Source organism: Pseudomonas sp. TWR3-1-1, assembly GCF_049896545.1.
In the GTDB taxonomy this organism is placed as follows: Bacteria; Pseudomonadota; Gammaproteobacteria; order Pseudomonadales; family Pseudomonadaceae; genus Aquipseudomonas; species Aquipseudomonas weihenstephanensis.
Map to the genome: position 1 here is coordinate 1 of NZ_JAFCUO010000036.1, position 1,832 is coordinate 1,832.

The window sequence follows — 1,832 nt, forward strand, 5'->3', positions numbered from 1 at the left end:
GCTGGTGATCCTGACTGTTCGGCGGAGTGCGGTCATGCTGCAACTGCCTGACGTTGGATTGCCCGCCACGGGTCGTTGGCGCGAGCAAGTGCAGCCATCGGCGGTGGGCTGACGCTGTTCCCGCACATGTGCACTTGCTGGGTTTTGGTGAAAGGCTTGCCGTCCGCGCCGTGGCTGATGATGTAGTCGGCCGGGAAGCCTTGGGCCTTGTACAGCTCGGCCGGTTGCAGCATCCGCAGACAGATATCGACGATCACATACGGCGTACCCTTTATGGTCACGGTGACCAGTGCCAGGCGGTCGCGGGTGGTGATGGTAGATGCTGGCCCGTTGGCTCCGCTCACGTTCTCTGTGCCGTAATAGCTGATCAAGAAGGCCGCAACCCTCAGCGCACCAGCCTCAACCTGCGGCGAGAGCTGCAACTCAACCAGCGAACTTTTTCCGCCTCCGCCTGATGTGATAGTCGGTGCTGGGTCGTCCAAGGCTTTGCCGACACTGGCGCCGAACTGGCGCTCAAGGAAGGCAGTCATTAATCCGTGGTGTGTACCGCCTGCGCTGATGGTGTGCAGTGGGTCGTTTAAGTCCCGGGCATCGCAGTTACCGCGCAAGTGCACCAAGTTGGCGGTGACCAGTTGTTGTTGGCTGCCGGTATTGGTCACTGTGGTCATGGGGTCGTCCATGCTTTTGGCGGCGACGGTATTAAAACCACCGTTCATTTGAGCCATGAATACAGTGGCGATGGACTGACCGCCGCCGCTGGCTGTAATCGTACCGACCGGGCCGTTGATGTCGTTTACTCCGTGGCTTCGGCGTTTATTTTTGCCAGATCCTTCTCCATGCCCCGCCTGAACGATGCAGGCGGATGCCAGCGCATGCCTAACGCCGCCTGCGACAACTGTACCCAATGGCTGATCCAGTCCAGGTACACGCGGAGCCTGTCCAGTTCTTTCACCGTAGCCGGTTTGAACAAGTGTCGGGCTGACTATCGAGAATGCGCCGCCCTTTGGATAAGAGGTCACAGTGCGCAGGGGTTCGCCCGATGACTGCACGCTCTCACCTGACCAGTTTGCGATGGGCACAATAAAAGGGGTGGCGGTATCGAGCACAAACTTGTGCATGCCCTTGGCCACGCGACGCAAGGTCGCTGGAGCCAAATCCTTTTTACGACCAAAGATGCTTTTGCTCGGGATCGTCCAATCAATGCACTCGGCAGCGGTGCGCCACTTCTGCTGGCCCTTGGCGGGGTTCTTGGCGTGAGTTGGCTCTGGCCACACGATGGCCTGACCATCGCACCGTGCGATCATGAACAGGCGTTCCCGGCTGGTCGGTGCGCCGAAGTCGCAGGCCTTGATTACGCGCCACTCAACGGCGTAGCCCAGGCGCTGCAATTCAGCCACGAAAACTGCCCACGTTTGGCCGCGGCGTTTTGGATCGGGTACCAAGAACTGTTCGCTAACCGGTACAACTTCGCCTGCCTCGGCAACCCCGCCACCCAACTTGATGACGCGCCCGGTCGACTTGCAGCGCTTTGCCACCAGCGGCCCCCATTGAAGGATCTGCTTCACATTCTCCAGGCTGATCACCCGGGGGCGCTTCATGCCTGCCCACTTAAGTCCGATCCACGACAGGTTACGAATCTCGCGCTTGCGTGGCTGTCCGCCAGCAGCCTGGCTGTGGTGGGTGCAGTCCGGCGACATGTGGAACCAGCCAACCGCCCGGCCACCACATTCAGTGTCAGGGTCGCCCTCAAACACATCAGTGGTGAAGTGCTTTGCATGCGGGTGGTTGATGGTGTGCATGCTGATCGCCGCAGGGCTGTGGTTTTTGGCGAC

Annotated in this window: 1 protein-coding gene; it reads right to left on the reverse strand. The window is 60.0% G+C overall.

The annotated features are described in order from the left end of the window. Positions 1-32 precede the first annotated feature (32 nt). On the reverse strand, positions 33-1,832 hold a 1,800-nt coding region (locus tag ACP7A4_RS22990), incomplete at its 5' end, for a DNA cytosine methyltransferase (protein WP_426248497.1).